A 24,323-nucleotide genomic window follows, 5' to 3' on the forward strand; every position below is an offset into this window, starting at 1 on the left:
GGCACTGGTGCTTCAGCCTTGGGAGCGTTGTCAGCGGAGAGGCCAAGATCATGGCGACTTTGGTGGAGATTGCAAACGCACTGGTCTATGCGGGACGGACCAAGCTGAGCAGCGTCACTCTAGAAACGCGGGCGCGATGCATCGGCGTTTCGATGTTTGTAGAAGCAGACTCCTCGAAACTCGTCGTGCCTGTCTGGGACGGTCTTTTGAGGCCGAAGGGGTTGCCCGAGGACGTCCACGCCAAGCCGTTGGCCCTCGTTGTGCGCGCCATCTACTCCGACGAATTGCGCGCGTAGTTGGTGGCGTTGGGAATTGAGTGCAAGTCAAGTGTCCTGAAGAATGGACCAAGTTCTTGAGGGAGGATTCTCAGATGAGGCAGAGGCGTCATCCGCAAGGCCAACATTCCGCTCGAAAACTGAGGGTGTGGTCCCCCGAAGGCGGCAGAAGATCGGTCTACTGATCTATGTTGCTTAGACGAAGAAACGCACCAGGATGCGCAGTTCTCGACTCTATTTGCTGCAACGCAGCGGTAGGCCACGCGGACTGCGGCGGCAGTTTTCGACATTGGGCGGAGTACGATGTCCTTCGACCTTGGCGAAGACCGCATGCGCCCTAGCGGGCAGTTTGCGACATTATTTGATCAGAATAGGTGATGTGAGCGGCAGCGGCCGCATCCACCGTGCGAAATAGCGGTGTGCCGCCAGAGTCCCCGCGCATCGCTGTCCGGGCGGTTGACGCATTTTGTTGCATGTTGCATTGACGGTGTGCATACTGGCGCCGCTGCGTGCAATGGAGGGACCGGGCGCAATGCCCGGTCGATGCAGCGACGAACAAGAACCATGAACTGCATCGGAGATCGCGATGGACGGCAGTTTCCTGTCGCCCGAGAAAGATTCACCCAAGCCGCGCTGGACTTTGCTTGCCCGATTGGGTTGGTCGCTGGTGGTCCTGAGCGTGCTGGCACGCCTTTTTGTTCTGGTGCAAGGTCCCTTGGACCCTGCCGGCGGCATTGCTGGCGCATTGGGTCTGTACGCCATCGTCGGAGGTATCACCGCACTGGTGGTGCGTGACGCATCCCAGCGCGGACAGAGCACCGGTGCATTCCTCGCCGGCCTGCTGTTGGCGGGCCTGAGCGCGGCTCAAGTGGTCAATCTGGCCCCACTGTTGTTCAAGCCCGGGCGACCGCCAGACAGCTTCCTCGGCCAGTCCGAACGTATCTTTCAGGACGGAGAGAAGCGTGCCGCCCAGCAGGAAAAGCTGGTGCAAAAGAGCTATGAACGAATGCGGGACATGCCGCGCGAACTTCTTTTGTCCGTGGATGGCCGCACGCAGGCCAACGCGCTTGCGGACGACTATGACGAAGCACTGCGCCAGCGCCGCGACCAGTTTCTGCGGGTCCACCTGCAATTGCACGACCTCGTGAAGCGCGAACTCAATGGCGAACTGCTCAAGTCCATGGAGCTGGAAGGCAAGGAAAACTTTCGGCGGGCCAATGAACGCTTCGACGGCTTCATGAGACCACAGTTCGAACTGATTCAGGCACATCGATACTTGATTTACTGGTTCGACGAGCAAGCGGTTGCGGTCGAGCCAAACGGAACTATCCGGTTCAAGAACGCGGCACAGAAAAAGGAGCTGGGTGATCTGGTTGCTGCCTATGAACGGGCTGCTTTGGTGGTCAGGGCCTCGAGGCAACCCTATGCGACCGCACCCGTCCAGCAATGAACACCTTTACCCATTGAGCTGACATCAGGAGTCCTGCTTGCAAAACACCGAATCCATCTCTACAGAGGAGATCGCGCCTAAAGACTATTCGTTGCGGTTTGGCCTGGGATGGGGGTTGGTGGCCCTTGCCTTTGTCGTTCGCCTGCTGTTCGCCCGAGATGCGCTTGAATCGTTTGCCTATGCCCTGGGCTCGGTAGTGGGCGCCGTCATGATCTACGGTGGCATCGTCTGGTTGATCGTGCGCAAGCGCAGCGAGCGAGCCAAGGCCAACGGCGTTCTGATATTGGGCTTGCTGGTGTTGGGAGCTGCGGCAAGCAGTGGCGGATCTGCCTACAACGAACAAGCGCTTGCCAAGGCATACATAGGCGATCTGAAGGTGCTGTACGGAAAGGCAATTCAACGATTTGACGACCACGATTCGGTCACACTCGCGTTGCATCAGAAGTTGCTTTCCTTCGACGTCAAGTACCTTCTCACAAGCGCTGGCCGCACCGAGGCGACGCAGGTGATCAATGCCTACGAAGCCCGACTGTCGCAGCGCGAGACCATGTTGGAGCAGCTCAGCGTCGAGGCACGGACCCTCATGGGGACGCTGCCTCAGCGTTTGCAGTCGAAGGCGCAGGTCCAGTTCGATACCGGCTACCGCCGGACACAGGAAACCGTGCAGCCCGTTATTTCGGCACAGCGCGAGCTCCTCGCCTCCTATCGCAAACTTGTCGATTGGTTGTCGCGGCAGAACGGGCTATCGGTGGATGCTCAAGGTCAACTGGTGACCCGAACCCGGCTGCAAAGGATTCAGTTTGATGACATCGTGTTGCCCCTGGAACAGCAGATAGGGGTTCTGGTGACAGCCGCCACCGAGGCCGAGCAATTTGCAAACGCCAACGACGCGCAGATCAAGGCGATATTCGAGAAATTTGCCCCCGATTGAACGAGGGCACCGACAAGCGCCGAAGCCAAAGAAAAAGGGCCCCGAGGGGCCCTTCGTCATTGACGCGCTGCGGATCAGACGCCGGTCGTGGCCAGTTCGCCGCGGGCGGTCAGGCCCTGGTGCAGCGCAACGGCGGCTTCGGCGCGCACTTGTTCGCGGCTCAGGTTGCTGGCCACGGCGGTGTCGGGCAGTTCACCGATTTCGCCGCGGGCGACGGCGCCGTCGCGGTAGGCCTGTGCGGCCTGGGCTTGCACTTCGGCACGGCTCAGCGTCGATTGGAAGTTGAACACTTCGTTGCCTTCGATCGGGCCTTGGGCGAAGGCGGCACCAGCGGACAGAGCGATGGCCAGGGGGAGAACAAAACGGGCGGTTTTCATGGCGGTTCCTTTGAAACAGAGGTTGAGCGGTTGGCTTGACTTGGCTTTCGGATGCCGTTGTGTGTTCGGCATGGGGTGAATTCTGAAAGTTGCAGGCCAAGAGATAAACAACCGCCGCGAAAACTCACTGTTTCTGAATGAGCAATAAATAAACCGCGGCAATGCCCGACGCCCCTGGCACAGGATCAGGTGGATCGTCCACCCAGCACTTGCAGCACGCGCCAGTGGTGCTGGTGGGCGTGCTGCAGCAGGGCGGCGTCGGGGTTGGTGGCCACCGGGTGGCCGACACTCGCCAGCAGGGGCAGGTCGTTGATCGAGTCGCTGTAGAACCAGGCCTGCTTGAGCACACGCTCGTCCAGCCCCTGCGCGCGCAGCCACTGGTGCAGGTGGTGCAGCTTGCCCTCGCGCATGTTGGGCTGGCCGGCGATGCGGCCGCTGAACACACCACCCGTCAGTTCGAGCTCGGTGGCGATCCAGTGGGCAAAGCCCAGCTCCTTGGCCGTGCGTTCGGCAATGACGCGGTTGCTGGCGGTGGTCAGCAGCAGGGTGTGGCCCGCGTCGCGGTGCGACGCCACCAGTGCGCGCGCCGCCAGCGGCAGCCGCGCGCGGATCACCTCGTCCAGAAACCGGTCTTGCCAGGGCGTCCAGTGCGCGGGCGTGTGGCCCGCAAGCAGTTGCGCATAGAAATTGGAGAAGGCCTCGGCGCCGACGCGGCCCGCGCGGTACTCGGCGCCCATGTGCTCGTTGCGTTCGGCCAGACTGGCGTCGACGACACCGTGGCGCAGCATGAAGCGGCACCACAGGTCGTCGCCATCGCCGTCGAGCAGCGTGTGGTCAAGGTCGAACATCGCCAGCGTCGGCAAGGGCGAACTTGGCAGCATCACAGAGCCAGTGCCTCGCCGAAGGCGCCGACGTAGTCGAGGTGGGTGCACAGGCCGATGTCGGCGCGCCAGCGGTGCAGCGAGATCTTGGGCGGCTCCAGCCGGACGCGCAGCGGCGCCTCGGGGCGCAGGTCGAGGTCGATCTGGTGCGCCACCGATGGCGCCACGTGCAGGGGCACGCCCGCAAACAGCATCTGCACCGGGCGGTGCAGGTGGCCGCACAACAGGCCTTGCACCCGGCCGTGCCGGCGCACCAGGTCCGCCAGGCGATCGCCCCCTTCGAGCAGGCTGCAGGCGTCCATGGCCGCCAGGCCGGTGGGCAGGGGTGGGTGGTGCATGAAGAGCAGCACGGGGTCACCGGCCAGCGCGTTCAGCGTTGTCGCCAGCCAGTCGAGTTGCGACGGCAACAAGGCACCGTGCGACCGGCGCGGCACCACGCTGTCCAGCGCCACCAGGCGCAAGCGGCCCAGGGCCTGGTGGTAGCAACACGCACCGTCGGGGGCATCGGCGGCCACCGGCATGCACCGGGGCAGGGCGGCGCGCGCCAGCTTGGGGTCATCGTGGTTGCCCGGCACCGCATACACAGGCATGGGCAATGCGTGCAGGGCCTCGGCCACCTGGGCGTATTCGGCGGCCGTGCCGCGCTCGGTGAGGTCACCGGTGAACAGCACGGCGTCGGGGGCCGGGTCCAGGGCTGCCACGTGGGCCACCGCGCGCTGCAGGGCGGCCCGCGTGTCCATGCGGCCTCCCAGGAAGTCGGGGCCGGTGCCGACGTGGGCGTCGGAGATCTGGGCGATCAGCAGGGATTCGGGCATGGTGTGCAAAGTCTAGGGTGATTTCCACTTGTCGTTTGGTTTTGATGTGGAATTGAACTTGCTTATGTGGTTTTCATGTGCTTGTCACGAACCGGCCGGAGCATGCGCCGTGCCATCCCTGTTCACCTTCCCACCTTTTGAAGGAGCCACGCCATGACCCACCGCCCCCTCCCGCCCGCCTCGGCAGCCAACCCCGGCAGCCATCGCCGCCAGTTTCTTCAGCGCGGCGCGGCCGTGTCCGCCGCCGCCATGCTGGGTGGCATGCCCCTGTTCGCCAGTGGCCAGCAGCAAGTCAAGCTGGCCTTCATGTACCCCGTCGGCGTCTCGGGTGACATCAACCGCCTGGTCTCGACCATGATCGCGGGCTTCAACGCCGCGCACAGCGACATCCAGGTCGAGGCGATCTACGCCGGCAGCTACGACAACACCGAACAGAAGGTGATGACCGCCCTGGGCGTGGGCGACCCGCCCGCCACCTGGCTGCCGATCAACTCCATGCTGGCCACCTTCCTGGGCATGGACGCGCTCGAAGACGTGACCGCGCTGGCCAAGGCCGACGACATCTTCCAGGACTTCCTGCCCGGCTTCCTGGGCACCTGCATGTCCGACAACAAGCTCTACGGCCTGCCCTTCCAGTGCAGCACGCCGGTCGTCTACTACAACAAGGCCGCGTTCGAGAAGGCCGGTCTCAAGGCCGGCCCCACCAACTGGGGCGAGCTGGAAGCCGCGGCCAAGGCACTCACCGTGCGCCAGGGCGACGCCACGTCGCAGTGGGGCCTGACCATCGGCGGCGGCTGGCACGACTGGATCTTCGAGAGCTTCGTGCGCCAGAACGGTCTGGTGTTCTGGACCAAGGGCAAGGTGGCCTTCGACGCGCCCGAGAGCGTGGACGCGCTCGAGTTCTGGCTGCGCATGGTCAAGGCCGGCGTCATGCCCGCAGCCTCCACCTGGCAGAGCTCGGCCAACGACTTCATGGCCGGTCGCACCGCCATGCTCTACCACTCCACCGGCTCGATGACCAACATCCTCAAGTCCTCGTCCTTCCCGGTTGGCGTGGTGCCCATGCCCAAAAACAAGATGCTCGGCTCCACCATGGGCGGCGGCCCGATCCTCATCGCCAAGAAGCAGCCCGACGCCCACAAGCGCGCGGCCTGGACCTTTGCGCGCTGGATGACCAACACCGCCAACCAGGCGCAGTGGTGCATCGACACCGGCTACCTCGCGGCGCGCAAGTCGTCGTGGGAATCGCCGGTGCTGAAGGCGCACGTGGCCAAGCAGCCCGAGGCCCGCACCGCCTTCGTCACGGCCGAGGTGGCGGGTGCCTTCCTGCAGGTGCCGGGTTACCACAAGGTGCGCAGCTACCTGCAAAGCGCCATCGACCGCACGCTGGTGGGCGAGATCAAGCCCGACGCCGCGCTGCGTGAGGCCACGACCAAGGCCAACATCGAGATCGGTCGCCTGTCGCGTCGCCGCAGCTGAGCATGCCCGTGAAGAACCCGCCGATGGTCGATGTCGACAGTGCGCCAGAGCGCGTGCTGAAGCGCCGGCAGCGGCGCGAGTGGCTCACCGCCCTGGTGATGCTCGCGCCCTCGCTGGTGTTTCTGGCCGCGTTCACCTACTGGCCCATCCTGCGTTCGGCCGCCTACGGGTTCTTCGACGTGCAACTCGGCTCCGCCGACATCTACTTCGTCGGCTGGGAGAACTACCAGCGCCTGTGGCACGACGAGCTGTTCTGGCAGTCGCTGCGCAACACGGTGGTCTACATGGTGGTCACGGTGCCCACCTCCATCGGCCTGGCGCTGCTGCTGGCGGTGGCGCTGGACCGCGGCCTGCGCGGCACGGCGCTGTACCGCTCCACCTTCTTCTACCCGGTGATGATTCCGTCGGTGGCGGCGGGCATGGTGTGGGTGTTCCTGTACGCACCGGGCTACGGCCCCATCAACGCGCTGATGGCCTGGCTTGGGCTGCCCAAGCTGGAGTGGTTGTACGACCCGCGCTGGGCGCTGCCGGCCATCATCTTCATGAGCATTTGGAAGTACGCCGGCTACTTCATGTTGATCCTGCTGGCGGCGCTGCAGCTGGTACCACGCGACCTGTACGAGGCCGCGCGCCTGGACGGCGTGTCGGGCTTTCGGCAACTGGTGCACATCACGGTGCCGCTGATCTCGCCCACGCTGTACTTCGTGGTGGTGATCGGTGTGCTGCACTCGTACCAGATCTTCGACTACGTGTTCGTCATGACCCAGGGCGGCCCGGCCGACGCCACCAACGTGCTCACCTTCTACATCTACCAGAACGCCTTCCAGTTCCAGGACATCGGCACCGCCTCGGCAATCGCCAACATCCTGCTGCTGGTGGTGGGCGCATTGATTGCGGTGGTGGCCCTCACGCTGGGCCGGCGCGTGCACTACCTGGGGCGCTGACCATGGCGAGCTTGCGACCCTTTGCCCGTTCGCGCTGGATGCACTGGCTGCTGGTGCCGGCGCTGCTGCTGTGGGTGAGCCCGCTGGCCTGGATGCTGCTCACCTCGTTCAAGACCAAGGCCGAGATCTTCAACCCCGCGGCCGGCCTGTGGCCGCAGGTGCTGCAGTGGAGCAACTACCCCGCGGCGCTGGCGGTGGCGCCGTTCGGCACCTACCTGCTCAACTCGCTGCTGGTCACCGGCGGCATCCTGCTGGCGCAGCTCACCACCATCACGCTGGCGGCCTACGCGTTCGCGCGGCTGCGCTTTCCCGGGCGCGACCTGCTGTTCGGGCTGTTCCTGCTGCAGGTGATGTTCCCGATCTACGCCACCTTCCTCACCAACTTCATCACCGTGCGCGAGCTCGGCCTCATCAACAGCCTGTGGGCGCTGATGGTGCCCTTCATCGCCAGCGGCTACGGCACCTTCATGCTGCGCCAGTCATTCCGCCAGGTGCCCACCGAGCTGGCCGACGCCGCGCGCCTGGACGGCTGCGGGCACTGGGCCACGCTGTGGCATGTCTACCTGCCGCTGGTCAAACCCACGCTGGTGGCCTTCGGCATGATCTCGGTCGTGACCCACTGGAACGACTACATGTGGCCGCTGCTGGTGACCAACAGCGAATCGGTGCGCACCCTGCCCATCGGCCTGGGCCTGCTGGCCAAGGCCGACAGCGGCGCCGACTGGCCGCGCCTGATGGCCGCCACCATGGTCGTCATCGCGCCGCTGCTGCTGTTCTTCATCATCTTCCAGCGCCGCTTCGTCGACAGCTTCATGCACGCCGGTCTGAAATAACACCACCGAAGTCTTCATCCATGGCCGCCATCTCCCTGCAAGGCATCTGCAAACGCTACCGCGACACCACCGTCGTCGACCACCTGGACCTCGAGGTGCAGGCGGGCGAATTCATGGTGCTGGTCGGCCCCTCGGGTTGCGGCAAGTCCACCACCCTGCGCATGATCGCGGGCCTGGAAGACATCAGCGACGGCCGCCTGTTCATCGGCGGGCGCGACGTGACCCACGCCGAGCCGCATGAGCGCGACATCGCCATGGTGTTCCAGTCGTACGCGCTGTACCCGCACATGACCGTCCACATGAACATGGCCTTCGGCCTGCTGCGCACCAGTCGCCTGTCGCGCGACGCGGTGGACCAGCGCGTGCGCGAAGCCGCCGAACGCCTGCAGATCACGCCGCTGCTGCAGCGCCGGCCCAACGAGCTGTCGGGCGGGCAACGCCAGCGCGTGGCCATCGGGCGTGCGCTGGTGCGCCAGCCCAAGGTGTTTCTGTTCGACGAGCCCCTGTCCAACCTCGACGCCAAGCTGCGCACCCACATGCGCGGCGAGCTCGAGCGCCTGCACGCCGAGCTGGGCATCACCATCGTCTACGTCACGCACGACCAGGTCGAGGCCATGACCCTGGGCACACGCATCGCCGTCATGGACGGCGGCCGACTGCAGCAACTGGGCGCACCGATGGACGTGTACCGCCACCCGGCGACGCGTTTCGTGGCCTCCTTCATCGGCTCGCCCGAGATGAACTTCCTGCCGGCACCGGCGGCCGATTCGAGCGGCGCGCACTGGCTGGGCGAGCGCTTCGGTGACGGCGCGGTGCGCGCGGGCGTTAGCCTCGGTCTGCGCCCGGAAGAACTCACGCTGCACGACGCCGCGGCGGCCGACGCGCCGCTGAGCTGGCCCGGCGTGGTGCAGCGCGTGGAGCGCCTGGGCGCCGAGGCCTATGCGCAGATCCGCGTGGGCGACGCGCAGGTGCTGGTGCGCACCGAGGCCGACGCCGCGTGGGCAGCCGATCAGGCAGTGGTGCTGCAGCCCTCGCTGACGCGCCTGCGGGTGTTCGACGCCGGCTCGGGCGCCGCGCTGGCCCTGCGGGAGGCCGCATGAGCAGCCTCACCCAGGTGCTGAGCGCGCGCCAGGAGCGCATCGTCGAAATCCTGCGCGCGACGCCGTCCATCACCACCGTCGAGCTCGCCAACCGCCTGGGTGTGTCGGGCGAGACGGTGCGCCGCGACCTGCAGACCCTGGCCGACGAAGGCATCGTCGAAAAATTCCACGGCGGCGTGAGCCTGCACCGCGCGGTGCAGGAGTCGCCCTTCCAGCTTCGCCTGCGCAGCAACGTGGGTGCCAAGCGCCGGCTGGCGCAGCAGGTGTCGGCCATGCTGCCCGACGGCTGCAGCCTGGTGCTCGACAACAGCAGCACCGCCTGCTTCGTGGCCGAAGCCCTGGCCGAGCGGCGCGGCCTGACCATCGCCACGCCCTCGCTGGAGGTGGCGCGCACGCTGGCGCAAAGCGGTGACCGCCACACGGTGATGCTGCCCGGCGGCACGCTGCGCAGCAGCGACATGACGCTGGCGGGTGCGAACGCGCTGCGCTTCGCCTCGCAGTTGCACCCCGACTTCATGATCGCCTCGGTCGCGGCGCTCAGCGCGCGCGGTGGCTGCCTGGACTTCGACCCCTTCGAGGTCGAGTTCAAGCAGGCCGTGATGCCGCACGCCGGCACGGTGATCGTGGTGGCCGACGCGAGCAAGTTCGAAGCGCCCGGCCTCATCACCGCCCTGGCCTGGGACCAGGTGCAGGTGCTGGTCACCGACCAGGCCCTACCGCCCGAGCTGGCGCGCGCCGCCGACGGGGTGCGCGTGGTGGTGGCCCCACCCGGCGCCTGAACGCGCGCCGCGCTCAGCCCAGCTTGCTGCGCACAAAGCGCGCCGCCACCGTCAGGCCCACGGCGGCGATCAGCAACATGGGCCAGGCATGCGGCCAGGCCTGCGCAGCGGTCATGCCCTTGAGAAAGCTGCCGTGCAGGATGATGAGGAAGTGCTTGAGCGGTATCGCCTCGGCCAGCCACTGCAACACCGTCGGCATGTTCTCGACCGGTGTTGCAAAGCCCGACATCAGCACCATGGGCACGGCCACCGCGAAGGTGCCCAGGATGGCTTGCTGCTGCGTCGAACTGACGGCCGAGATCATCAGGCCCACGCCCACCACCGACAGGATGAACAGCGCCAGGCACGCCAGCAGCAACACGAACGAGCCGGTGAACGGAATGCCGAAACCCAGCACCCCCGCACCCACCATCACGCAGCCCAGCGTGGTGCCGATCAGCAGCGCAGGCACGGTCTTGGCGATCACGATTTCCAGCGGCGTGGTGGGCGACACCAGCAGCTGGTCGAAGGTGCCAAGCTCGCGCTCGCGCGCGATCGACAGCGCGGTGACGATGAGCGAGACGAACATCGCCAGAATGCCGGCCAGCCCCGGCACCACGAACCAGCGGTAGATCAGGTTGGGGTTGAACCAGTGGCGCACCGCCACCACCGCTTCGGGCCCGGCCTGTGCGCTAGCGCCCAGGCGGGCGGCGATGGCCTCCACATAACCCAGCGCCACCTGCCCGGCGTTGGCGCGTCGACCGTCCACGATCACCTGCAGCGGCGCGCTCTCGCCGCGGCCCAGCCGGCGCGAGAAATCGGCCGGCACCTGGATCGCCAGCAGCACCTCGCGGCGCTCGATCAGCGTGCGCAGTTGCGCGGGCTGCGTGATGGTGACCGTGCGGCCGACAAAGCCGGCGGCCGCCACGTCCGCCAGCAACCGTTTCGACCAGGCGCCGCTGTCCTGGTTGAGCACCGCGATGCTGGCGTTGCGCACCTCCAGCGTGGCGGCAAAGCTGAAGATCAACAGCTGCATCAGCGGCGGCGCGATCAACAGCAGCCGCGCCTTGGGGTCGCGCAACACGCTCAGCAGTTCCTTGATGATCTGCGCCAGCAGGCGAGGGCCGGACAAGGCGGGCAACCAGCTCATGGCGCAAGGTCCTTGCGGGTCTTGGCACGCGCCAGGGCCAGCAGCACCGCGCCGATCAAGGCCATGGCCAGCAGGTTCGGCCCCAGCACCGACCATTCATTGCCCGAGAGGAACAGGGTCTGCAGCGCCTCGATGTAGTAGCGCGCCGGCACCAGCCAGGTGAGCGCGCGCAAGGGCGCCGGCATGGCCGCGATCTCGAACAGAAAACCCGACAGCAGAAAGGCCGGCAGGAAACCGGTGAACAGCGCGAACTGGGCTGCGATGAACTGGTTGCGCGCCAGCGCCGAGATCAGCAGGCCCTGGCCCAGGGCCGGCAGCATGAAGACCGCCGACACCAGCAACACGGCCCACCACGAGCCCACCAGCGGCAAGCCGAACACACCCACTGCGAGGGCGCTGGCCATCATGGCCGCCACCAGACCCAGACCCACATAGGGCAACAGCTTGCCCAGCAGGATTTCGCTCACCCGTGCGGGCGTGGACAGCAGCGCCTCCATGGTGCCGCGCTCCCATTCGCGCGCCACCACCAGCGCCGTCAGCAAGGTGCCGATCATGGTCATCACGATGGCGATGGCACCGGGCACGAGGTAGCGCCGGCTCTCGATCTCGGCGTTGAACCAGAAGCGCGGCTGCACGTTCACGCGCTGCGCCGGGGCCATGCCTTGTGCCAGTGCCCAGCCGCTTACCACGCCCTGTGCGTAGCGGGCCACAAAGCCCGCGCTGTTGGGCTGTGCGCCGTCGGTGATCACCTGTACCCAGGGTTGTGTGCCGGTGTGGGCCATGCGCTGTGGCAGGTCGGCCGGGATCACCACGTAGCCCTTGAGGTGGCCGCTCGCCACCGCCTCGGCCAGCTCGCGGCGATCGCGCGCGGGATGCACTTCGAAGTAGCGTGTGGCGGCGAAGGCCGCAGCCAGTGACTGCGCGGCGGGGCCGTCGGCTTCGAGCACCACGCCGATGGGCACGCGGCGGATGTCGAGCGAGACCGCGTAGGCGAACAGGAACAGCAGCAGCACCGGCAGCACGAAGGCGATCAGCAGGGCCGATGGATCGCGCAGGATCTGCAGGCTCTCCTTTCGCACCAGGGCACGCAGGCGCCGCAGCGCGGGCGTGGCGCCACTGGTGTGGGTGCGCTGCGTTGCGTTCATGTTGTGGCTGCCATTGCAGAGTCCGCGCGGTCTTCGCGCTCGATGAAGCGGATGAAGGCCGCCTCCATGCTGGGCTGCTCGCCGGGTTCGGCCACCGCGGCCTTGAGCGCATCGGGTGCGTCGAGCGCGATCAGCCGACCGCGCACCATGAGGGCCACGCGGTCGCAGTACTCGGCCTCGTCCATGAAGTGGGTGGTGACCATCACCGTCACACCGGTCTGCACCAGGCCGTTGATGTGGGTCCAGAACTCGCGCCGGGTGGTCGGGTCCACGCCCGAGGTCGGTTCGTCCAGGAACAACACGCGCGGGCGATGCATGAGCGCGCAGGCCAGCGCCAGGCGTTGCTTGATGCCCAGGGGCAGGGCGTCGGGCGATCGCGAGAGGTAGGGCGCGAGGTGAAACACCTCGATCATTTCGGCAATGCGTTCGGCCTTGGTGGCGCCGGTGAGGCCGTACACGCCGGCCGAAAACGCCAGGTTCTGCGTCACGCTGAGCAGGCCGTAGAGCGAGAACTTCTGCGCCATGTAACCCAGCTGGCGTTTGGCGGCCTCGCCCGCGCTCGCCAGGTCGTGCCCGGCCACCAGCGCACGACCGCTGCTGGGCCGCAGCAGACCGCACAGCATCTTGAAGGTGGTGGACTTGCCCGCGCCGTTGGGCCCGAGCAGGCCAAAGATCTCGCCCGCCTGCACCGCAAAGCCCACATCGTCGGTAGCGACGAAATCGCCGAAGCGGCGCGTGAGGTGCACGCACTCGACCACCGGCGTCGTCGCCTCGTCTTTCGGTGAAGGCGTGGCCTTGTCGGTGAGGCGCGCGGCCAGTGGTGAGGTGCCGCCCGGCCCGCCGCCCAGCAGGTCGACGAAGGCGTCCTCGAAGCGCGGTGGCGCGGCGCTGGCCTGGGCGTGGTGGCGCGCCAGCAGGCGGCGCAGATCGTCATCCGCGGCGTCGGCACGCAGCACCAGGCGCAAGGCCGCACCCTGGATCACGCCGTCGCCCACCGAAGGCAGGTCCAGCGCTTCGCGCAACAGCGCGCGCCGATCCGTGCCCGGTACCGCGACGCGCAGCGTGCGCCCCTGCAGGCCGGCGGTGAGTTCGCCGGGCGCGCCGGCGAACAGCAGCTGGCCTTCGTTGAGCAGCAGCACGCGCTGGCAGCGTTCGGCCTCGTCGAGGTAGGCCGTGGCCCAGACGACGGCCATGCCTTCGTCGGTGAGTGCCTGCACCATGCGCCACAGGTCCTGTCGGCTGACCGGGTCCACGCCCACGCCGGGCTCGTCGAGCAGCAGCACCTGCGGGCGCGCCATGATTGCACACGCCAGACCGAGTTTTTGCTTCATGCCGCCCGAGAGTTGACCGGCGCGGCGCTCGGTGAACGGGGCCAGCCGCGTGAACGACAGCAACTGGGCGAACAAGCTGTCGTGGTGCGCGGCATCAATGCCGCGCAGCTCGGCGTACAGCCGCAGGTTCTCGGCCACCGACAGTTCTTCGTACAGGCCGAAGCGCTGCGGCATGTAGCCCACGCGGTCGGCCAGTGCCTCGCCTTCACTGGCCGGATCCAGTCCCGCGACGCGCAGCTGGCCGGCATCGGCGCGCAGCAGGCCGGCCATCAGGCGCATCAGCGTGGTCTTGCCGGCGCCGTCCGGGCCCACCAGGCCGGTGAGCTCGCCCGCGTGCAGGGTGCCGGTGATGCCCTGCAAGGCCTTGACCGGACCGAACTGCCGGGACACACCGTCGAGGCTGACCGCCGCAGCGCGCGCAGGCGTCATCTCACGACCCCGGTTGCAGCGTCACGGTGACTGGCATGCCCTGCAGCAAGCGCCCGTCCGGCTGGGGCACGACGATGCGCAGGCGGTACACGAGGTCGGTGCGCAGCTCGGGTGTTTCCACCGAGCGGGGCGTGAACTCGGCACGCGGCGACACCGAACCCACCTGGCCCGCCAGAGCGTCGCCCAGGCTGTCGCTGCGCACCTGCACGCGGGTGCCGGGCTTGAACTCGGCCAGCCGCGTTTCGGGTACGTAGGCGCGTACGTAGGCCGGTCCGCCGAGCGAGAGGCTCAGCACCGGCTCGCGCGCGCCCACCAGCGCACCCGGCTCGCGCAGGCGGGCCATCACGGTGCCGTCGGCCGGCGCGAACAGGTGCGCGTCGGCGCGTGCGGTGCGGGCCTGCGACCACTGGGCTTCGGCCGCGGCCAGGCGCGAGCGCGCAGCGTCGATGTCTTCGGCGCGTGCGCCGGCCTGCTGCAATGCCAGCGACTGGCGTGCCGCGGCCAGCGCGGCCTGTGCCTCGTCGCGCGCCGAGGTGGCGGCCACCAGGGCCTGCTCACTGGTGGCGCGTGTGGCGATGAGCTGTTGCTGGCGATCGAACTCGATCGTGGTGCGCCGCGCCACCGCTTCGGCCTGCACCACGGCGGCGCGGGCGCGCGCGATCTCCTGCGGGCGGTTGCCGGCTTGCAGCTTGGCGACCTCGGCACGCGCCTGGTCCACCGCCGCCTTGGCGCCGGCCTCGGCGTCGCTGAGCAGGTCGGGGTCGATCTCGGCCAGCAGGTCGCCCTCGCGCACCGTGCTGCCTTCGTCGACCAGCACCTTGATCACGCGCCCGCCCTGTCGAAACGCCAGATCGACCTCGCGGATGTCGACGTTGCCGTACAGCGGCGCGGGGCCGGTGGTGGGGTGCGTGCGCCACCAGCCGATGCCGACGGCGACCAGTGCCAGGGCCAGCACCAGCGCGATCAGCGGGCGTGGGCGGCGGGGTGTCGAGGTGTTCATGTCGGCTCCTCAGTTCAGCAGCAGGGCACTCAGCTGGCGTTGCAGCGCGGCGCGTGCGCGCTCGCTCTCGGGCTGGGCGATGCGGGGCCAGCCCAGCAGCCGCTGTGCGCTTGCGCGCGATGCCCGCCAGACCACGACCTGCCCCACCAGCGCCACCACCAGCAGCCGGGCCTCGGTCTCGTCGGGCTCGTCGCGCAAGCGCATCACCAGCGCCACCAGCCGTTGCAGCAGCTCGCCCATGAAGCCGGTGTAGAGCCGGTCGAAGGCGGCGGTGGGGTGCGCCTGCTCGCGCAGGATCAGCCGCGCCCAGGGCTCGGTCTGCGGGCTGAGCATGAGGCCCAGCATGCGATCGGCCACCGACAGGATGGGTGGCAACCAGCGCTTGCGGCGCGCGGCCGGGGTGAGCCCACCAGGGCGCGGGTCGTTCAACAGCGCATCGACCTCGCCCACCACCGGCGCAAGCTGGGCTTGCACCTGGGTGGCAATGGCGTCGAACACCGCCAGGTACAGGCCTTCCTTGCCGCCGAAGTGGTAGCCGATGAGCGCCTGGTTGACGCCGGCGCGCTCGGTGATTTCGCGCGTGGAGACGGCGTCGAATCCGTGCAGCGAAAAGCTGTCGGTGGCGGCGCGGATCAGCAGTTCGCGGGTGGCGTCGCCGCGCGCAGGCGCGGCGGTCGGGGTGCGGGCAGTGGGCATGCCCGCATGTTATTTAATCAATTGAATAAGTCAATGCGGCGCAACCAATGCCCGATGGGCGAAGTGCCCAATGCCCGATCGGCGCAGTGCTCAATCGAGCGGCCAGGGCAGGGTGCTGGCGCGCGGGCTCAAGGGCTCGGGGGCATCGTCGGCGGGTGCACCAGGTCGCTCGCTTTGCGCAGCGCCACGCCACCACGGTGAGGTGCGCGGGTCGTGCGCCGGCTCGACCGGCTCGCCCAGGCGCGGCAGCAGCAGGTGCGCGCCTTGCGCGGTGCCCTGTTGCAGCAAGGTCTCGACCGGTTCGTCCCAGGCATGCATGGCCAGCGAGAACGTGCCCCAGTGCACCGGCAACATGGCGCCGCCACCCAGCAGGGCGTGCGCCTTGAGCGCGTTCTCGGGGCCGAGGTGGATGTCGCCCCAGCTCGGGTGAAAGGCGCCCACTTCGAGCATCACCAGATCGAAGGGCCCCAGCCGATCGCGGATCAGTGCGTACTCGGTGGTCAACCCGGTGTCGCCGCTGAAGAAGACCCGGTGCCTGGGCGACTGGATCACAAACGACGACCACAGCGTCGCATTGCGGTCCTTGAGGCCGCGACCGGAAAAATGCTGCGAGGGCGCGGCGTGCACGCTCAGCTCGGCGCCCGGCAAGGTGTGCGACTCCCACCAGTCCAGCTCGGTGATGCGCTCGGCCGGCACGCCCCAGGCCTGCAGGTGCGCGCCCACGCCCAGCGAGGTGACGAAGGGCACGTCGGTCTTGGCCAGGGCACGGATCGTGGGGTAGTCGAGGTGGTCGTAGTGGTCGTGCGAGACGATCACCAGGTCGACCGGCGGCATCGCGCGCAAGGGCACGGGCACCGGCTGGAACCGTTTGGGCCCGACCAGTCGCGATGGCGATGCGCGTGTGCCCCACACCGGGTCGGTCAGGATGCGCTTGCCACCGATCTCGATCAGCACCGTGGAATGGCCCAGCCAGGTGGCGCGCAGGCCGCTGCCGGGTGGCTGGCGCCACTGCGCCAGGGGGTCGAAAGCGGCCAGCGGGCCGGGCGGCACGCGCTGCGCACCGCCGCAGAGAAAGTCACTCAGCGTCGGGCGGGGCGCCGAGGAATCGCGCAGGCCGGTTGGTATCGGGTGCAGGTTGCGAAACCCCTCACCCACCCAGCGGGGCGAGGCGCGCATGCGCTCCAGGCGCAGGCCTTCTGCGCGTTGACCAAAGGACTTCATGCGGGGCTCCAGGGGAGGCAATGGGGGGATGAGCGAGCGGCCCATGCTAGGGCCTGTTCACACCATTTTTCCAAGATGCGTTGCAGATCAAAAAGGTCATGCGCAAGGCGCGAGACGCAGACGGGCCGGTGGCCCGGCGAGGCTTCGCAACGCAGCGCATGGCCTTTTTGGCCGCAACCCGCAGGGAACGGGGTGGAAACAGCGCCACTCGTCGTTGCACTCCTAGGCCAGGCGGCCAGCCTGGCCGTCGTCGCGCGCCTCGATTGGCGCTGTTTCCACCCCGTTCCCACTTGGAAAAATGGTGTGAACAGGCCCTGGCACGGCGGGTGCCGTGACGCTGTCATGGGTCTTCTTTTGTTGCTCATATGGCAACGATCATTTGCTGATCTGGTTGTTTATCTCTTGATCGGCAATGCCCAGAATTCACCCCATGCCGAACACACAAGGACGTGTTCGACAGAAACAAGAACCCTTCTACCTCTGTCTCAAAGGAACCGTCATGAAATCCGCTCTGCTCCCCCTCGTTCTTGCCATCTCCGCTGGTGCCGCCTTCGCCGAAGGCCCGATCGAAGGCAACGAAGTCTTCAACTTCCAGTCGCAACAAACCCGCGCCGAAGTGCAAGCTCAGGTGGCCCCGGCCTACAAGGCCGACATCATTGCCCGCGGCGAAGCCAGCGAAGGCCAGGACCAGGCCACCGTCGTCGCCAGCAACCTGAGCATTGCCCAGGTGCGCGCCGAGGCCGCTGAAGCCTACCGTGTGGGCCTGGTCGCCCAAGGCGAAATCCTGCCCGTGCCGACCGCCGCTCAAGCCGAGCAAGTGCGCCTGGCCGGTGTGCGCGCCGTGCAAGGCAACGCGGTCGCCCAAGGTGCCGCGACCACCATCGCCAACTGATCGCTTCTGTCTCCTGTCTCCAAGGTGTTTGAGCGGTCCCTGCGGGGACCGCTTTTTTTTGCCCGCGCTGATCAGGACACCGTCGCTTCGCGCGGGGTCAGCAGCGGCAGCAACTGCGCCTGGCCCAGCGGCGTCAGCGCCAGGGCGCGCTCGCCGGTGGCGCGCAGCCAGCCCCGCGCAAGCAGGTGTTGCAGCAGGCGCTCGGCCAGCTCACCGGCGAGGTGGTCAACACCCTCGGACCAGTCGTGACAGGCGTAGGCAAAGCGCCGGCGCTGGCCCGACGGTTCGGTGTCGCGCATGCCCAGTTGCTGCAGCCAGGCAGCACCGGCGTCGGTCAGGGCGAGGCCATCGGCCCGGGTGTCGAACGCCCCGCGTTGCAACAGGCTGGCAAACAGCTGCACTCCCAGTTCGCCTGCGAGGTGGCCATAGCAGCAGCGCGCGAACTTCAAGCGCGCGCGTGCCGGGTGCCGCCAGGCCGGCGCGGTGCTCACCCGCTCGGACACATGCGCCAGCGACTCGATCAGGCGCGCCACGGATTCGTCGGTGAGTGCGTAGTAGCGGTGCCTGCCGCGCGGCTCCACCCGCACCAGCCCGCCGTCGAGCAGTTTGCCGAGGTGGGTGCTGGCGGTGGCGGCCGACACGCCGGCCACCGCCGCCAGATCCGATGCGCTGGCTTTTCGCCCACCCAGCAGGTGCAACAGCATCTGCGAGCGTGAGGGGTCGGCCAGCAGACTGGCCACCGTGGCGATGGCGGGTTCGAAAGGGTGGCTCATGCAGGGGTCATCCGTGGGCCTGACGCGCGTCGGGCGGCGCCTCGTCGCGCTCGCGAAGTCCGTAGTCTCGGACAACCTGGGCCACGCGGATGCGGTAGTTGGCAAAAACCGTGTCGCGCCCCTCGGCCTGACCCTGGCGGTGCAGCCCGTGGTTGCGCCAGGCGTGCACCGCGGCCTCGTCGCGCCAGAAACTCAGCGACAGGAAGCGGCCGGGCTGGTTCAGCGATTCGAAGCGCTCCACCGAGATGAAGCCGTCGATGTGGGCCAGGTGCGGCCGCAGGTCCTGCGCGATGGCGAAGTAGCGTTGCGCGCCACCGGTCACCGGCTCGACCTCGAAGATGACGGCGATCATGGCTGCACCTGCCGGGGCTGAGCGAAGGTGCCCGGCACGCTGGCGAGCCAGGTGCGCTCCTCGCGCAGGATGAAGCGCTGCGTGCGCGCGCGCTCGAAGTTGGCCTGGCCTTCGGGGTCGCGGCGAAGCGCGGCGCGGTAGCGTTCGTAAGCGGCCAGGTCGTCGAAGCCGATCAGGCCCCAGGCGATGTCGTTGGTGCCTTCGCTCGGCACGAAGTAGCCGAGCAGGTGACCGCCGCAGCGCGGGATGATGCGGCCCCAATGGGTGGCGTAGTCGCTGAAGGCGCTCAGCTGGAAGGGGTCGATCTGGTAGCGGATGAAGCACACGGTGTGCATGCGAAGCTCCTGTGGGTGGGAGCCCGCACTGTGCGGCGGGGCGGGGCTTTCGTGCTTCGATGGGTGTCGAACCATCATGGTGTCGGCGCGACCAGCGGCGGTTGTCGAATTCTGCGTAGGTAGGCCGTCGTCGGTTCAAGGGGCAGCGATTGGCGCCCCGCTCTCACTCAACCCAGGAGACAGCCATGTCCGCAGCACCGTCCACCACCGGTACCGTTCACCTGCACCGCGTGCTCAAGGCGCCGCCCGAGCGCGTGTTCCGCGCCTTTGTCGAGCCCGCCGCCATGTGCCGCTGGCTGCCGCCCTACGGCTTCACCGCCGAGGTGCACCGCATGGACGCGCGGGTCGGTGGTCTGCACCGCATGTCGTTCACCAATTTCGGCACCGGCCACCGCGAGAGCTTCGGCGGCGAGTACCTCGAGGTCGTGCCCGGTGAGCGCTTGCGCTACACCGACCGCTTCGACGCCCCCGGCCTGCCCGGCACCATGGAGGTCAGCGTCACCTTCAGGGCCGTGGCCTGTGGCACCGAACTGACTGTGGTGCAAAGCGGCATCCCGGCCGTGATCCCCACCGAGATGTGCTACCTGGGCTGGCAGGAGTCGCTGGCGCAGCTCGCGCGCCTGGTGGAGCCCGAGATCCCCAACGGCTGAGCCCGCGCATCACTCACAGGAACATGCCGCCCGAGGCCTCGATGCGCTGGGCGTTGATCCAGCCGTTCTGCGGTTGCAGCAGCGAGGCGATGACGCCGCCGATGTCGTCGGGCAGGCCCACACGGCCCAACGCAGTTTGTGAGGCGATGAGGCCGTTGAGCGCCGCGTTGTCGCGCACCGCGCCACCGCCGAAGTCGGTCTCGATCGCGCCCGGGGCCACGGTGTTGACGGCGATGCCGCGCGCGCCCAACTCCTTGGCCAGGTAGCGCGTGAGCACTTCGATGCCGCCTTTCATGGTGGCGTAGGCGGCGTAGCCGGGCAGGGCAAAGCGCGCCAGGCCGCTGGAGATGTTGAGGATGCGCCCACCGTCGGCCAGCAGCGGCAGCAGCGCCTGCGTCAGGAAGAACGGCCCCTTCAGGTGCACGTTCACCAGCTCGTCGAACTGCGCCTCGCTGGTTTCGGCAAACGCCGCATGCACACCGATGCCGGCGTTGTTGACGAGGTGGTCGAAATCCTCGCGCCCCCAATGGCTGCGCAACTGCTCGCGCACGGCTTGCGCAAAGGCGGGGAAGTCCTGGCTGCGACCGACGTCCAACGGCAGGGCGACGGCCTTGGCGCCCATGGCCTCGATCTCGGCGACCACCGCCTGCGCCTCCTCGGCCCGGCTGCGGTAGGTCAGGATCACGTCGACGCCCGAGCGGGCGAGGTGCAGCGCGGCGTTGCGGCCCAGGCCGCGGCTGCCGCCGGTGATCAGGGCAATGGGGTGTTGGGAGGTGGTCATGGTGATGTCCTTCGGTGGGTGAATGGGATGAAGGGCAGTCTATTGATCGCCATGGATTGGATAAATCACCTGATCTCGGTTACTCTGTTCGTCTGTAGCGAACAATTGGGCCCGTCATGAACACCCTCGACGCCATGAACGCCTTTGCCCGCGTGGCCGAACTCGGCAGCTTCACGCAGGCCGCCGCCAGCCTGGGCCTGCCCAAGGCCAGCGTGTCCACCGCGGTGCAACAGCTCGAAGCCCAGCTGGGCACCCGGCTGCTGCACCGGACCACGCGGCGCGTCTCCCTCACGCAGGACGGGCAAGTGTTCCACGACCGCTGCCGCGACCTGCTCGACGACATGGACGAGCTGCGCACCCTGTTCCAGCCGGCCAGTGGTGGCCTCAACGGACGCTTGCGGGTGGACATGCCCATCGGCGTGGCGCGCGATCACGTACTGCCGAAGCTGCCCGCCTTTCTGACGGCGCACCCGGGTCTGTCGGTCGAGCTCAGCAGCACCGACCGCCGGGTGGATCTGGTACGCGAAGGCTTCGACTGCGTGTTGCGGGTGGGCGCGCTGGGGGACTCCAGCCTGGTGGCGCGGCCGCTGGGCGCTTGTGCGCTGGTCAACTGCGCCAGCGCGGACTACGTCGCCCAGCACGGCCAGCCCCGCACCCCGGACGAACTGGCCACCCACCGCCTGGTGCACTACGTCACCGAGCTGGGCGCGCGCTCGCCGGGTTTCGAATACCAGGCCGACGACGGCCAGAACCGCTTCGTGCCCATGCCAGGCGCACTCACCGTCAACAACTCCGAGGCCTACCGCAGCGCCTGCCTGGCCGGCCTGGGCATCGTGCAGGTGCCGCGTGTGGGCGTGGCCGACCTGTTGCGCGAGGGCCGTCTGGTCGAGGTGCTGCCCGACTGGCGGCCCGCGCCCATGCCGGTGACCCTGCTGTACGCGCACCGGCGCAACCTGCCGCGGCGGGTGCAGGTGTTCATGCAATGGCTGGGCGAAGCGGTGGCGCCGTTGGTGGCCCAGTCAGCGAAGGCCTAGCGCTGCAGGCGCAACTGCCCAGGCAAAGGCAGGCTGAGGCGCAGCACGTCCTCACCCAACCACAAGGCGCTGCGGCGCGCGCGCTCGCAGACCATGGGCAGCGGCATCTGCTGGTAGTCGTCGTTGAAGACCTCGAAGCTGTGGTCGCCGCCGTAGCCCATGGCGTCGAGCGCCTGCACCAGCTCGATGAGCTGTGGGGTGTGCACGCCCTCGCCGGGGAACACGCGGTAGGTGCGCGCGGTGGCCATGCGCTCCTCGAAGGTGCGCGCCTCCTGCCAGAGAAAGTCCGACAGCTGCACCAGAAACACCTTGTCCGGCTCGATGTCGGCCAGCGCATCCAGCGAGGTCTTGGCGGCCAGGATGTGAAAGCTGTCCAGGCACAGGCCCAGATTGGGGCAGTCGGCCCGGCTCACCACATCCCACGACTGCGTGTACTCGTTTACCGTGCGGCCCCAGGACAGTGCCTCGTAGGCAATGCGCACGCCCAGCGGCAGCGCCAGCATGGCGAGCTTGCGCAGGTCGCGCGCCATGTGATCCAGGTCCTGCGAGGCGTGCGCCGACGTCGATGAGCACACCAGCAACAGCGGGCTGCCCAGGGCCGCGCACAGGCGCAGCATGTTCTTGGCGATGTCGAGCTTGTAGTCGTGCAGGTGGCCGCTGAGTCCCTCGAAATCGCGCAGCACCTGAAAGCCGGTGGCGCGCAGCCCGCTGGCGCGCACCTCATCGACGGCGGCCTGCCAGCCCTGCGGATGACCCACCAGGTCGTTGGCCTTGAGCATCACCTGACTGAAACCGGCCGAGCGCATGGCCTGCAGCCGGGCCTGCAGCGGGCCGGCCAGCGTGATGGTGTCCATGCCGAAGCGGCCCAGGGCCGCCGCCATGCTGCGTGGATCGTTCATGCCACGCCGGCGGCGCTCAGCGGGTCTTGCACCAGCTCGAACACCACGCTCCCCAGGTAGGCCTTGGTGATGGCGCCGCGCTGCCCCGCGTGCACGGTGTCGGATTCGACGAACTCGACACCGCGCTCGCGCAGCGTGCGCACCGCCGCCAGAACATCGGCGACACCCAGGCCAATGCGCTGCCAGCTCTCCTGCATGTCGGGCGCGTCCAGCGGTGGCTCCACCAGTTGCAGCAGGAAGGCACTGTCGGGCTGGCGCCCGGGCATGCGCATCAGGTGGCCCGCGGGCATGATGCCGAAGCGTTGTTCGTCGGGAATGGCGCGGGCGTCGAACAGGGTCTCGTAGAACGCCAGCCAGTCGTTGCTGCGACCGGTGCCGATGTACTGCACCAGGCCAAAGAAGCGCAGACCCAGCTCACTCGGTGGGTGCAGGTCGACGCCGGGGATAGGGACGAAGTCGATGTCGTAGATCGAGAACTCGCGGTGGCGGTCGATCAGGTGGATGCGACTGCCCCCCACGCCGTGGATGGCCGGGATGTTCAGCTCCATGGCCTCGGGGTGGGTGGGCACCTCCCAGCCGCCACGCGACAGCACATAGGCGCGCGCCGCGCGCGCATCGCGAACGCGCAGACCCACCGCGGCAATCACCGGGTGCGCGCCGCCGCGGGCTGCGCCCAGGGCATCGATCGGGTGCGCGTTCACCACGATGTTGATGCCGCCCTGGCGGTACAGCATCACCTCGCGCGAACGGTGCCGCGCCACCGGCCGAAAGCCCATGCGCTCCAGCACCTGCGCCAGTGCCTGCGGCTGCAGCGTGGCGTACTCGACGAACTCGATCCCGTCCAGACCCAGCGGGTTGTCGGCGTCGCCACCGCTGGCTTGCAGCGGCTCGCGATCCTGTTCGATGTCGGTGGCGATCATGGCGTGTCCTTCGCAACAGGTGGGGTGGGCGCTGCCAGCTCGGCGTGTTCGCGCAGCTGCTCGGGCGTGGCCAGGGGCAGACCGAAGAAGTCCAGATAGGCGGGGATCTGCTCGAACAGCATGTCGGTGCCCACCTGCACCCGGCAGCCGCGCGCCAGCGCCGCCGCCAGAAAGGCGGTGATCGCCTCGCGCATGACGACCTCGCCGACGAAGGTGCTGGCGTCCAGGCGCGACACGTCGACCGGCATCGGGTCGTCGGGGTTCATGCCCAGCGGCGTGGCGTTGACCACCAGCTGCAAGCCGCTCGGGTCGCGCACGCCGCAGCGCACACGCAGCGCCGGCCAACCGGCCAGCAAACGGTCGCGCAGGGCTTCGCTGGCCGCAGCGTGCACGTCGAACAGGTCGAGCCGGGCCACGCCCGCGGCCGCCAGCGACGCCGCGATGGCCGAGCCCACGCCGCCACTGCCCACCACCAGCGCGCTGGCGCCCCGCAGGTCCAGCCCCTTGCGTTGCACGCCGCGCACAAAGCCCTCGCCGTCGAACATGTCGCCCACCAGCCGCCCCGCCGCGTCGCGCCGCACCGCGTTGCAGGCGCCGGCCACGCGCGCGGTGGTGGACACCTCGTCGAGCAGGCGCGTCACACCCACCTTGTGTGGCATGGTGATCAGCGCGCCGATCACATTCGGCGCGGCCATCAGCGGCGGCAACAGCGCATCGAGCGCGCCCGGCGGGCAATCGATCGGCACCACCAACGCGTTGCACCCACAGGCGGCGAACCAGGGGTTGTAGATCAGCGGCGCCTTGAAGCTGTGCGTGGGGTGGCCCAGGTGGACGATCACCCGGGTGTGGCCGTCGATGCGGGGCGTAGCCAT

27 protein-coding genes are annotated in these 24,323 nt (G+C 68.0%); 11 read left to right on the forward strand and 16 right to left on the reverse strand.

The features are described from left to right. Positions 1-50 precede the first annotated feature (50 nt). The 3 genes from KF871_RS06820 to KF871_RS06830 all read left to right on the forward strand — a co-directional run bounded on the left by KF871_RS06820 (position 51) and on the right by KF871_RS06830 (position 2,656). Positions 51-296 carry a hypothetical protein gene (locus KF871_RS06820; RefSeq protein ID WP_070400785.1) on the forward strand — a complete coding sequence of 82 codons (246 nt, stop codon included), beginning with the start codon at positions 51-53 and terminating at the stop codon, positions 294-296. A gap of 565 nt (positions 297-861) precedes the next feature. Further along, on the forward strand, positions 862-1,725 hold the full coding sequence (locus KF871_RS06825) for a hypothetical protein (protein WP_291139941.1): 864 nt from the start codon (positions 862-864) through the stop codon (positions 1,723-1,725). A gap of 37 nt (positions 1,726-1,762) precedes the next feature. Further along, positions 1,763-2,656: a hypothetical protein gene (locus tag KF871_RS06830; RefSeq protein ID WP_291139943.1), complete on the forward strand. Its 894-nt coding sequence runs from the start codon at positions 1,763-1,765 to the stop codon at positions 2,654-2,656. A gap of 74 nt (positions 2,657-2,730) precedes the next feature. Here the strand turns inward: KF871_RS06830 and KF871_RS06835 are convergent, their stop codons facing one another. From KF871_RS06835 to KF871_RS06845, 3 genes are all read right to left on the reverse strand, one after another. After that, complete coding sequence (locus KF871_RS06835; RefSeq protein ID WP_291139945.1) at positions 2,731-3,033, reverse strand: DUF4148 domain-containing protein; 303 nt, start codon at positions 3,031-3,033, stop codon at positions 2,731-2,733. A 185-nt stretch (positions 3,034-3,218) separates the two neighbouring features. Beyond that, positions 3,219-3,914, reverse strand: a complete 696-nt coding sequence (locus tag KF871_RS06840) for an HAD family phosphatase (protein WP_291139947.1) — start codon at positions 3,912-3,914, stop codon at positions 3,219-3,221. Beyond that, positions 3,914-4,729 carry a phosphodiesterase gene (locus tag KF871_RS06845; RefSeq protein WP_291139949.1) on the reverse strand — a complete coding sequence of 272 codons (816 nt, stop codon included), beginning with the start codon at positions 4,727-4,729 and terminating at the stop codon, positions 3,914-3,916. Before KF871_RS06845 ends, KF871_RS06840 begins: the two co-directional genes overlap by 1 nt. A 153-nt stretch (positions 4,730-4,882) precedes the next feature. Between KF871_RS06845 and KF871_RS06850 the strand changes: the two genes are divergently transcribed. Genes KF871_RS06850 through KF871_RS06870 form a run of 5 tightly spaced genes read left to right on the forward strand, consistent with a single transcriptional unit; the run spans position 4,883 to position 9,864 of the window. Then, entirely contained in the window at positions 4,883-6,208 is a 1,326-nt protein-coding gene (locus KF871_RS06850) for an ABC transporter substrate-binding protein (protein ID WP_291139951.1), read from the forward strand. A 2-nt stretch (positions 6,209-6,210) separates the two neighbouring features. Then, positions 6,211-7,152, forward strand: coding sequence for a carbohydrate ABC transporter permease (locus KF871_RS06855; protein ID WP_291139953.1), 942 nt, complete (start codon positions 6,211-6,213; stop codon positions 7,150-7,152). A 2-nt stretch (positions 7,153-7,154) separates the two neighbouring features. Beyond that, a complete protein-coding gene (locus tag KF871_RS06860; RefSeq protein ID WP_291139955.1) occupies positions 7,155-7,985 on the forward strand; it encodes a carbohydrate ABC transporter permease in 831 nt (276 codons plus the stop codon). A gap of 20 nt (positions 7,986-8,005) precedes the next feature. Further along, entirely contained in the window at positions 8,006-9,085 is a 1,080-nt protein-coding gene (locus KF871_RS06865; protein ID WP_291139957.1) for an ABC transporter ATP-binding protein, read from the forward strand. Further along, positions 9,082-9,864 carry a DeoR/GlpR family DNA-binding transcription regulator gene (locus KF871_RS06870; RefSeq protein ID WP_291139959.1) on the forward strand — a complete coding sequence of 261 codons (783 nt, stop codon included), beginning with the start codon at positions 9,082-9,084 and terminating at the stop codon, positions 9,862-9,864. The genes KF871_RS06865 and KF871_RS06870 overlap by 4 nt, the downstream gene beginning before the upstream one ends. Before the next feature lie 13 nt (positions 9,865-9,877). On the opposite strand, the gene KF871_RS06875 is transcribed toward KF871_RS06870, so the two are convergent. The 6 genes from KF871_RS06875 to KF871_RS06900 form a co-directional block, all read right to left on the reverse strand. Continuing rightward, positions 9,878-10,993, reverse strand: a complete 1,116-nt coding sequence (locus KF871_RS06875; RefSeq protein WP_291139961.1) for an ABC transporter permease — start codon at positions 10,991-10,993, stop codon at positions 9,878-9,880. Then, positions 10,990-12,138 carry an ABC transporter permease gene (locus KF871_RS06880; RefSeq protein WP_291139962.1) on the reverse strand — a complete coding sequence of 383 codons (1,149 nt, stop codon included), beginning with the start codon at positions 12,136-12,138 and terminating at the stop codon, positions 10,990-10,992. Before KF871_RS06880 ends, KF871_RS06875 begins: the two co-directional genes overlap by 4 nt. Beyond that, positions 12,135-13,898, reverse strand: a complete 1,764-nt coding sequence (locus tag KF871_RS06885) for an ATP-binding cassette domain-containing protein (RefSeq protein WP_291139964.1) — start codon at positions 13,896-13,898, stop codon at positions 12,135-12,137. The genes KF871_RS06880 and KF871_RS06885 overlap by 4 nt, the downstream gene beginning before the upstream one ends. A gap of 1 nt (position 13,899) precedes the next feature. Next, the gene (locus KF871_RS06890; RefSeq protein WP_291139966.1) at positions 13,900-14,898 is read right to left on the reverse strand and encodes an HlyD family efflux transporter periplasmic adaptor subunit; all 999 of its coding nucleotides are present in this window, start codon (positions 14,896-14,898) and stop codon (positions 13,900-13,902) included. Positions 14,899-14,907: 9 nt separating this feature from the next. Further along, positions 14,908-15,594, reverse strand: coding sequence for a CerR family C-terminal domain-containing protein (locus KF871_RS06895; protein ID WP_291139968.1), 687 nt, complete (start codon positions 15,592-15,594; stop codon positions 14,908-14,910). A gap of 90 nt (positions 15,595-15,684) precedes the next feature. Continuing rightward, positions 15,685-16,815 (reverse strand): MBL fold metallo-hydrolase, encoded by a 1,131-nt coding sequence (locus KF871_RS06900; RefSeq protein ID WP_291139970.1) that lies wholly within the window; start codon positions 16,813-16,815, stop codon positions 15,685-15,687. Between the two features lie 499 nt (positions 16,816-17,314). Between KF871_RS06900 and KF871_RS06905 the strand changes: the two genes are divergently transcribed. Continuing rightward, complete coding sequence (locus KF871_RS06905; RefSeq protein ID WP_291139972.1) at positions 17,315-17,707, forward strand: DUF4148 domain-containing protein; 393 nt, start codon at positions 17,315-17,317, stop codon at positions 17,705-17,707. A 71-nt stretch (positions 17,708-17,778) separates the two neighbouring features. Here KF871_RS06905 and KF871_RS06910 read toward each other — a convergent pair whose 3' ends face one another. The 3 genes from KF871_RS06910 to KF871_RS06920 are packed head-to-tail and all read right to left on the reverse strand — an operon-like array spanning position 17,779 to position 19,167. Continuing rightward, positions 17,779-18,480, reverse strand: a complete 702-nt coding sequence (locus KF871_RS06910) for a helix-turn-helix transcriptional regulator (RefSeq protein WP_291139974.1) — start codon at positions 18,478-18,480, stop codon at positions 17,779-17,781. A 7-nt stretch (positions 18,481-18,487) separates the two neighbouring features. Then, entirely contained in the window at positions 18,488-18,832 is a 345-nt protein-coding gene (locus KF871_RS06915) for an antibiotic biosynthesis monooxygenase (RefSeq protein WP_291139976.1), read from the reverse strand. Continuing rightward, the gene (locus KF871_RS06920) at positions 18,829-19,167 is read right to left on the reverse strand and encodes an NIPSNAP family protein (protein WP_291139978.1); all 339 of its coding nucleotides are present in this window, start codon (positions 19,165-19,167) and stop codon (positions 18,829-18,831) included. The genes KF871_RS06915 and KF871_RS06920 overlap by 4 nt, the downstream gene beginning before the upstream one ends. Positions 19,168-19,352: 185 nt before the next feature. Here KF871_RS06920 and KF871_RS06925 point away from each other — a divergent pair, with 185 nt between their 5' ends. Next, positions 19,353-19,817, forward strand: a complete 465-nt coding sequence (locus KF871_RS06925; protein ID WP_291139980.1) for an SRPBCC family protein — start codon at positions 19,353-19,355, stop codon at positions 19,815-19,817. A gap of 13 nt (positions 19,818-19,830) precedes the next feature. Here the strand turns inward: KF871_RS06925 and KF871_RS06930 are convergent, their stop codons facing one another. After that, on the reverse strand, positions 19,831-20,598 hold the full coding sequence (locus KF871_RS06930; RefSeq protein WP_291139982.1) for an SDR family oxidoreductase: 768 nt from the start codon (positions 20,596-20,598) through the stop codon (positions 19,831-19,833). Positions 20,599-20,714: 116 nt separating this feature from the next. On the opposite strand from KF871_RS06930, the gene KF871_RS06935 reads away from it, so the two are divergent. Next, entirely contained in the window at positions 20,715-21,632 is a 918-nt protein-coding gene (locus tag KF871_RS06935; RefSeq protein ID WP_291139984.1) for a LysR family transcriptional regulator, read from the forward strand. Here the strand turns inward: KF871_RS06935 and KF871_RS06940 are convergent. From KF871_RS06940 to KF871_RS06950, 3 genes are read right to left on the reverse strand one after another with little or no spacing between them, the layout of a single operon-like run. Continuing rightward, the gene (locus KF871_RS06940) at positions 21,629-22,531 is read right to left on the reverse strand and encodes a sugar phosphate isomerase/epimerase (protein WP_291139986.1); all 903 of its coding nucleotides are present in this window, start codon (positions 22,529-22,531) and stop codon (positions 21,629-21,631) included. The two genes, KF871_RS06935 and KF871_RS06940, sit on opposite strands and share 4 nt — an antisense overlap. Continuing rightward, the gene (locus tag KF871_RS06945) at positions 22,528-23,451 is read right to left on the reverse strand and encodes a 4-hydroxyphenylpyruvate dioxygenase (protein ID WP_291139989.1); all 924 of its coding nucleotides are present in this window, start codon (positions 23,449-23,451) and stop codon (positions 22,528-22,530) included. Before KF871_RS06945 ends, KF871_RS06940 begins: the two co-directional genes overlap by 4 nt. Continuing rightward, positions 23,448-24,323 carry a shikimate dehydrogenase gene (locus KF871_RS06950; RefSeq protein WP_291139991.1) on the reverse strand — a complete coding sequence of 292 codons (876 nt, stop codon included), beginning with the start codon at positions 24,321-24,323 and terminating at the stop codon, positions 23,448-23,450. Before KF871_RS06950 ends, KF871_RS06945 begins: the two co-directional genes overlap by 4 nt.

Origin of the sequence: Hydrogenophaga sp., from assembly GCF_019635465.1 — a bacterium.
GTDB lineage: Bacteria > Pseudomonadota > Gammaproteobacteria > Burkholderiales > Burkholderiaceae_C > Hydrogenophaga.

Bases quoted from the DNA above. Each gene is read 5' to 3' on its own strand.
- KF871_RS06820 (WP_070400785.1), top strand. From the start codon at position 51: ATGGCGACTTTGGTGGAGATTGCAAACGCACTGGTCTATGCGGGACGG.
- KF871_RS06825 (WP_291139941.1), top strand. From the start codon at position 862: ATGGACGGCAGTTTCCTGTCGCCCGAGAAAGATTCACCCAAGCCGCGC.
- KF871_RS06835 (WP_291139945.1), bottom strand. From the start codon at position 3,033: ATGAAAACCGCCCGTTTTGTTCTCCCCCTGGCCATCGCTCTGTCCGCT.
- KF871_RS06840 (WP_291139947.1), bottom strand. From the start codon at position 3,914: ATGCTGCCAAGTTCGCCCTTGCCGACGCTGGCGATGTTCGACCTTGAC.
- KF871_RS06845 (WP_291139949.1), bottom strand. From the start codon at position 4,729: ATGCCCGAATCCCTGCTGATCGCCCAGATCTCCGACGCCCACGTCGGC.
- KF871_RS06850 (WP_291139951.1), top strand. From the start codon at position 4,883: ATGACCCACCGCCCCCTCCCGCCCGCCTCGGCAGCCAACCCCGGCAGC.
- KF871_RS06855 (WP_291139953.1), top strand. From the start codon at position 6,211: ATGCCCGTGAAGAACCCGCCGATGGTCGATGTCGACAGTGCGCCAGAG.
- KF871_RS06860 (WP_291139955.1), top strand. From the start codon at position 7,155: ATGGCGAGCTTGCGACCCTTTGCCCGTTCGCGCTGGATGCACTGGCTG.
- KF871_RS06865 (WP_291139957.1), top strand. From the start codon at position 8,006: ATGGCCGCCATCTCCCTGCAAGGCATCTGCAAACGCTACCGCGACACC.
- KF871_RS06870 (WP_291139959.1), top strand. From the start codon at position 9,082: ATGAGCAGCCTCACCCAGGTGCTGAGCGCGCGCCAGGAGCGCATCGTC.
- KF871_RS06875 (WP_291139961.1), bottom strand. From the start codon at position 10,993: ATGAGCTGGTTGCCCGCCTTGTCCGGCCCTCGCCTGCTGGCGCAGATC.
- KF871_RS06880 (WP_291139962.1), bottom strand. From the start codon at position 12,138: ATGAACGCAACGCAGCGCACCCACACCAGTGGCGCCACGCCCGCGCTG.
- KF871_RS06885 (WP_291139964.1), bottom strand. From the start codon at position 13,898: ATGACGCCTGCGCGCGCTGCGGCGGTCAGCCTCGACGGTGTGTCCCGG.
- KF871_RS06890 (WP_291139966.1), bottom strand. From the start codon at position 14,898: ATGAACACCTCGACACCCCGCCGCCCACGCCCGCTGATCGCGCTGGTG.
- KF871_RS06895 (WP_291139968.1), bottom strand. From the start codon at position 15,594: ATGCCCACTGCCCGCACCCCGACCGCCGCGCCTGCGCGCGGCGACGCC.
- KF871_RS06900 (WP_291139970.1), bottom strand. From the start codon at position 16,815: ATGAAGTCCTTTGGTCAACGCGCAGAAGGCCTGCGCCTGGAGCGCATG.
- KF871_RS06905 (WP_291139972.1), top strand. From the start codon at position 17,315: ATGAAATCCGCTCTGCTCCCCCTCGTTCTTGCCATCTCCGCTGGTGCC.
- KF871_RS06910 (WP_291139974.1), bottom strand. From the start codon at position 18,480: ATGAGCCACCCTTTCGAACCCGCCATCGCCACGGTGGCCAGTCTGCTG.
- KF871_RS06915 (WP_291139976.1), bottom strand. From the start codon at position 18,832: ATGATCGCCGTCATCTTCGAGGTCGAGCCGGTGACCGGTGGCGCGCAA.
- KF871_RS06920 (WP_291139978.1), bottom strand. From the start codon at position 19,167: ATGCACACCGTGTGCTTCATCCGCTACCAGATCGACCCCTTCCAGCTG.
- KF871_RS06925 (WP_291139980.1), top strand. From the start codon at position 19,353: ATGTCCGCAGCACCGTCCACCACCGGTACCGTTCACCTGCACCGCGTG.
- KF871_RS06930 (WP_291139982.1), bottom strand. From the start codon at position 20,598: ATGACCACCTCCCAACACCCCATTGCCCTGATCACCGGCGGCAGCCGC.
- KF871_RS06935 (WP_291139984.1), top strand. From the start codon at position 20,715: ATGAACACCCTCGACGCCATGAACGCCTTTGCCCGCGTGGCCGAACTC.
- KF871_RS06940 (WP_291139986.1), bottom strand. From the start codon at position 22,531: ATGAACGATCCACGCAGCATGGCGGCGGCCCTGGGCCGCTTCGGCATG.
- KF871_RS06945 (WP_291139989.1), bottom strand. From the start codon at position 23,451: ATGATCGCCACCGACATCGAACAGGATCGCGAGCCGCTGCAAGCCAGC.
- KF871_RS06950 (WP_291139991.1), bottom strand. From the start codon at position 24,323: ATGGCTACGCCCCGCATCGACGGCCACACCCGGGTGATCGTCCACCTG.